Below are 4928 nucleotides of genomic sequence, written 5' to 3' on the forward strand. Positions count from 1 at the left end.
ATGCCCAACTCCTTGATATGCACGTTTTCGTGCAAGCCATAGATCATCTTGCCGGAAGACAGATCAGCCATCACCGCAAAGGGCGACAAGACCAACAGCGAAGCAAGGAGTGTACGCATCATAACAACCTGATTGTAAAAGCATTACAGCCCGATCACGGAGCCACCGGCTCAGCCTCTGACCCGCCCCCCGGAAAATGGTTGCGCCATTCTAGGCGATCATCGGGCCTATCGCAGGCTCAACCGTGAAATTTTGAAGTTGTTCACAATTGCCAATCTTACGATAAAGGCTGACCGGCGGGCTATCACCCACACGCTACGCTGCTATAATGCGCGCCCCTGCGAAACCGCTGGCACGGTTTCGCCCACCATATTTGGAGCAACACTAGTGATTGAACGTCTGCGCAATATCGCCATCATCGCCCACGTTGACCACGGCAAGACCACCCTGGTGGACAAGCTGCTGCAACAGTCTGGCACCCTGGGAGATCGCGCCGGCGACATCGAACGGGTCATGGACTCCAACGACCTGGAGAAAGAGCGGGGCATTACCATTCTGTCCAAGAACACCGCCATCCAGTGGAACGACTATCGCATCAACATCGTGGACACCCCTGGCCACGCCGACTTTGGCGGGGAAGTAGAGCGGGTCATGTCCATGGTGGATTCCGTGCTGCTGCTGGTAGACGCAGTGGACGGCCCCATGCCGCAAACCCGCTTCGTGACCCAGAAAGCGTTCGCCGCCGGCCTCAAGCCGATCGTGGTCATCAACAAGATCGACCGCCCCGGTGCCCGCCCGGACTGGGTGATGGATCAGGTTTTCGACCTGTTCGACAACCTGGGCGCCACCGACGAACAGCTGGACTTCCCGGTGATCTATGCCTCCGCCCTGAACGGCATCGCCGGCCTGGAAGCCGACAATCTGGCTGACGACATGACTCCGCTGCTGCAGGCCATCGTCGACAAGGTGGACTACCCGGATGTGGATGCAGAAGGCCCCTTCCAGATGCAGATCTCTTCTCTGGACTACAACAGCTACCTGGGCATCATCGGCATCGGCCGGGTCAAGCGTGGCCAGATCAAGGCCAACAGCCCGGTGAAAGTGATCGGTGCTGACGGCAATGTCCGTAACGGCAAGATTCTCACCATCATGGGCTACCACGGCCTGGAGCGCGTGGATGCCACTCACGCCTCCGCTGGCGAAATCGTCTGCATCACCGGCCTGGATCCGCTGAACATTTCCGACACCCTGTGTGATCCGGCCAATGTGGAAGCGCTGACCCCGCTGAGCGTGGACGAGCCCACCGTCAGCATGTTCTTCCACGTCAACACCTCGCCGTTCGCCGGCCAGGACGGAAAATTTGTCACCAGCCGCCAGATCCGTGAGCGTCTGGAAGCGGAGCTCAAGCACAACGTGGCCCTGCGCGTGGAAGAAACCGGCAGTGCCGACCAGTTCCGCGTCTCCGGCCGTGGCGAACTGCACCTGTCGGTACTGATCGAAAACATGCGTCGCGAAGGCTTCGAGCTGGCCGTAGGCCGCCCGCAGGTGATCATCCGTGAAGAAGACGGCGTCAAGCAGGAACCCTATGAAACCGTGATTGCCGATGTGGAAGAGCAGCATCAGGGTTCCATCATGGAACAGCTGGGTCTTCGCAAGGCGGAGATGACCAACATGGAGCCAGACGGCAAGGGCCGGGTGCGCCTGGAATTCCTGGTGCCCAGCCGTGGTCTGATCGGCTTCCGCAGCCAGTTCCTGACCCTGACTTCAGGCACCGGCATTCTCAACAGCACCTTCAGCCACTACGGCGAGTTCAAGCCCGGCGACATGGCCAAGCGCATCAATGGCGTGCTGGTGTCCATGGTGAAAGGCAAGGTGTTGGGCTTCGCCCTGTTCAACCTGCAGGAACGTGGCCGCATGCTGATCGACCCGAACGTGGATGTGTACGAAGGCCAGATCATCGGCATCCACAGCCGCGGCAACGACCTGGTGGTCAACCCCACCAAGGGCAAGCAGCTGACCAACATGCGCGCCTCCGGCACTGATGAGAACATCGTTCTCACCCCGCCAATCCGCTTCAGCCTGGAACAGGCGCTGGACTTCATCGAAGACGACGAGCTGGTGGAAGTGACCCCCAACTCCCTGCGTATTCGCAAGAAGTTGCTCACCGAAACCGAGCGCAAGCGCGCCGGGCGGTAATTAAGAGAGGCTCCACGCTGTACGCATCAAGCGCCACGCCTAAAAACGTGGCGTTTTTTGTGGCTCGCCGCGCATTAGAGTGGATAACCCGCTTCTCGCCCGCGGATGGGCTTATCGCGAATATCCGGCTTTGCCAAACGCTCAACGCCGGATGCCTGACGTAAACACTTATAGCCGGAGAGGCTTTCGATATTGCGGCATCTTCTTTGAGGGCCATCATTCTGGGAATAACCTGGCAATGCTTTTTGCGCAGAAAGCATGGCGGCCAAGGTTTTCAGCGTTTGAATGCAAGCATCAGTCGTCGGGCATCCGGCGTCCAGCGGTTACCAGCCCAAGGTAATGAGACAAGTCCTGAAGCCTGCTGATCACTCCACTCCGCGATACATCTTTTTTGTGTCCGGTGCACCGTCAACGCAATAACATCAACACCAGCACCGCACCGATCACCAGCCCCACTATCAAACCCGCCATAAATCCCTGCCCGGCCAACGGTGCCACCCCGGCAGTGGACCCACCCTCCTCCTGATCGGCAGGCTGACTGGCCTCGAATTCAGCAATCACCTCCCGGGCCCGCGCCTCATCGTTGGCAGCCACCCACACTGTCGCCAGGCCCGCCGCCGGCAGCTCCCCCATACCGCCCTGCAACATATCACCCTGCACCTGGGCCATGATGCCCACCTGATCCAGCAGGTTGGCCAGCATATGGGCTTCAATCATGTGCCGTGCCTGAAACACACATTTCACCAGCTCATCTCCACTACGGATTTACCGGTTTTTTTTCCACCACTTCCAACAGCGTATAACGCAGGCTGCTGCCATCCGCAGGCGGCGACGCCACCTCTTCGACCTTTACACGCAAGGTGTACTGAAACCCCTCTTCATAGGCAAAGCCTTCTATGTGGTTATAGAACAGCTGCCAGTTGGCGTCGCCCTCTTCCTTCACTCGCAGGCACTCCATGGCTCCAACACCGATACACGCCGTGCCGTAGGGGGCCACATAAAGCAGCTGCCCAGGCTTGTCCTGCGGCGTCGGCTCACCGCAAGCCGCCAATAAAAACAACAACGCCAACATCCCGCGTTTCCACATCATCATCCATGTCCTGTTATTCTTGGTGCATTAGGGAACCTCTGAAAAACTCCTTGCGTACTCAGTCTTTCAGGCTGGTTCGCAATCTAGGCGCGCTTTTGAAGGTGTATGCCCATCCATCGAAAAAGCGCAACAACGAGTGCGGGCCAGCCTGAATGACCCGAAGGGCGTGGCCTGAAGCGCACATCTGCTGCGCCTTGCCTCTCGGAAAGGGAGCCACCCTGACCATCGAGACAAGACGCAACAGCTGCACGCTTCAGGCCACGCTGAGCATGCAAGGAGTTTTTCAGAGGTTCCTTAGTTTTGATCAGTACCACGACCATCCCGCCAAGGCAAAATCCAACATGCTGCATATCGCCCTGTTCGAACCGGAAATTCCGCCCAATACCGGCAACATTATCCGCCTGGTCGCAAATACCGGCGCACAACTGCATCTGATCGAGCCGCTGGGCTTTTCGCTGGAAGAAAAGAAACTGCGCCGTGCCGGCCTCGACTATAACGAGTTTGCCGCGTTAAAGGTGCATCAGGATTTTGCCGCGTTTCAACAAGACGTCGCCGGACAGCGCTTGTTTGCCATGACCACCAAGGGAAGTCGCCCCCATAGCGACGCCTGTTTTCAGGACGGAGACGTGCTGTTATTCGGGCCGGAAACCCGGGGCCTGCCGGACCCCATTCTGGAAAGTCTGCCGCCAGCACAGAGATTGCGTCTGCCCATGGTAGCGGATAGCCGCAGCCTCAATCTCAGCAATGCCGTCGCCGTGACGCTCTACGAGGCATGGCGCCAACTGGGCTACACAGGGGCAGTTGATAATTGACAATTGATAGTTGACAGCTGCGCGAAACAAAATTGTTTTAACCTGAAACGCAAGAGGCCGCACCCAAAGCATGGGCGCGGCCTCTTGCGTTTCAGATGACAACCGACCTCGTACGCGACGCGGTCAACTGTCCACTTTCCACTATCAACTCTTATTGAACGGTCTCGCCCGCTGCCGCAGCATTTTCCTGTTGCTGCTGGCGCTGCTGCTGATACAGCGCATCGAAGTTGATCGGCTGCAGCACCATCTGCGGGAATGACCCCTTGGCCACCAGGTCCGACACCACTTCACGCACATACGGGAACAGCAGGTTCGGACAATACGCGCCGAGCAATTGCGCCCGCTCTTCGCCTTCGATGCCTTTCACGGTAAAGATACCGGCCTGCTTCACTTCCACCAGGTAAAAGGTCTTTTCCTCGGCTTCGTCCTTGGCGGTCACCGTCACGGTGATTTCCACTTCGAACTCATCGCCTTCACCAACGCGACGGGCGCTGTTGTTCAGCTGCACGTTCACCTTGGGTTTCCACTCCTGCAGGAACACGTCCGGTGCACCCGGGCACTCAAAGGAGGTGTCTTTCAGGTAAATACGCTGCAGTTGGAAAACCTGTTGCTGTTCATCAGCCATGTTCTTCTCCTGTTACTGGCCTGCTCCGAGCAGAGCATCGAGCTCCCCCGCCCGCTCCAGAGCAAAAAGTTCATCACAGCCACCGATGGCGTGATCATTAATAAAAATCTGCGGCACCGTCCGGGCGCCGCCGCGCTGCATCATGACTGCACGCTGCTGGGGTTCGCGGTCCACATCGGTATCCTCGAACGCCACATTCTTGCTG

The 4928-nt window shown here is 58.1% G+C and carries 6 protein-coding genes; 2 read left to right on the top strand and 4 right to left on the bottom strand.

All coding sequences use genetic code 11. The annotated features are described in order from the left end of the window. Positions 1-387: 387 nt before the first annotated feature. On the top strand, positions 388-2196 hold the full coding sequence (typA, locus tag A3754_RS08470) for a translational GTPase TypA (RefSeq protein WP_063519312.1): 1809 nt from the start codon (positions 388-390) through the stop codon (positions 2194-2196). A gap of 408 nt (positions 2197-2604) precedes the next feature. Here the strand turns inward: typA and A3754_RS08475 are convergent, their stop codons facing one another. Next, on the bottom strand, positions 2605-2940 hold the full coding sequence (locus tag A3754_RS08475; protein ID WP_082872493.1) for a DUF2007 domain-containing protein: 336 nt from the start codon (positions 2938-2940) through the stop codon (positions 2605-2607). A 13-nt stretch (positions 2941-2953) separates the two neighbouring features. Further along, complete coding sequence (locus A3754_RS08480; RefSeq protein ID WP_197468575.1) at positions 2954-3289, bottom strand: DUF4377 domain-containing protein; 336 nt, start codon at positions 3287-3289, stop codon at positions 2954-2956. Between the two features lie 338 nt (positions 3290-3627). Between A3754_RS08480 and trmL the strand changes: the two genes are divergently transcribed. Continuing rightward, positions 3628-4098, top strand: a complete 471-nt coding sequence (trmL, locus tag A3754_RS08485; protein ID WP_063519314.1) for a tRNA (uridine(34)/cytosine(34)/5-carboxymethylaminomethyluridine(34)-2'-O)-methyltransferase TrmL — start codon at positions 3628-3630, stop codon at positions 4096-4098. 151 nt (positions 4099-4249) lie between these two features. Here trmL and secB read toward each other — a convergent pair whose 3' ends face one another. Both secB and A3754_RS08495 read right to left on the bottom strand, forming a co-directional pair. Beyond that, on the bottom strand, positions 4250-4723 hold the full coding sequence (gene secB / locus A3754_RS08490; protein WP_063519315.1) for a protein-export chaperone SecB: 474 nt from the start codon (positions 4721-4723) through the stop codon (positions 4250-4252). Between the two features lie 12 nt (positions 4724-4735). Further along, positions 4736-4928, bottom strand: a 193-nt coding sequence (locus tag A3754_RS08495; RefSeq protein ID WP_063519316.1) for a glutaredoxin domain-containing protein, incomplete at its 5' end; no start/stop codon positions are given.

Source organism: Alcanivorax sp. HI0083, from assembly GCF_001635175.1.

Excerpts from the sequence above, each read along its gene's own strand:
- A3754_RS08480 (WP_197468575.1), bottom strand. The coding sequence starts at position 3,289 with ATGATGATGTGGAAACGCGGGATGTTGGCGTTGTTGTTTTTATTGGCG.
- trmL (WP_063519314.1), top strand. The coding sequence starts at position 3,628 with ATGCTGCATATCGCCCTGTTCGAACCGGAAATTCCGCCCAATACCGGC.
- secB (WP_063519315.1), bottom strand. The coding sequence starts at position 4,723 with ATGGCTGATGAACAGCAACAGGTTTTCCAACTGCAGCGTATTTACCTG.